A 748-nucleotide genomic window follows, 5' to 3' on the forward strand; every position below is an offset into this window, starting at 1 on the left:
CGAAGACCTGTACGGATATCCTGTCGATATAGAATTTGGAATTGCTGATCATCAAATATACCTTCTGCAAGCTCGTCCGATTACAACCATTGATCAGGACAAAAAGGCGGCAGAAGAAAAACGCAGCTTCATGATTACCGACACTGATATGAATGATTTCTGGCTTAACATGGAGTCTAATATTGAAGGTCCGGTGAGTCCGTTATTTTCATCCTTCATCGTGCCTGCGTTGGAATATGGCTTGAAGAAGAGCATGCAAAAGTTTCCGATTGGTGTAGTTGTTGATGAAGTAAAACTTTATCGCGGACATATTTATTCCAAAAACCAAGGCGGACAGCAGCCTCCTTCTGAAGACTGCGGCAAAGAGCTTTTCCCGATTTTATCGGAGCATATGTATGACATCATCAATCACACATACCTCCCTTTTTACCGGACACTGGACCAGCTCGCACAAACTGAGCATACCGCAGAAAGCGCACTGGATGCTTTTCAAAAACTAAAGGCCTTTTATCTCACGGCTTATGAAGAGCACTTCAATATCGTTTTCCCGCAAATCCTTTTAACAAACAAACTGCAAGCGATGTATCAGGACATTCAAGGAGAGTCCGAAAACGCTCATTTTTACGAGATGCTGACAGGAAAAATGAACAAATCACTGGAAACGGACCGTTGCTTATGGCTATTTTCTGTGGAAGTTCAGGAGAACCCGAACCTTCTGGCCATTTTTGAAAACAACAAGCCTGAACAG

General features: G+C 42.9%; 1 protein-coding gene. It reads left to right on the plus strand.

Features of this window, described 5'->3' with window-relative positions; genetic code table 11:
* Positions 1 to 748, plus strand: a 748-nt coding sequence (locus ACWHAR_RS26500) for a PEP/pyruvate-binding domain-containing protein (RefSeq protein ID WP_452088349.1), incomplete at both ends; no start/stop codon positions are given.

It is taken from the genome of Bacillus sp. LR--39, assembly GCF_053613335.1.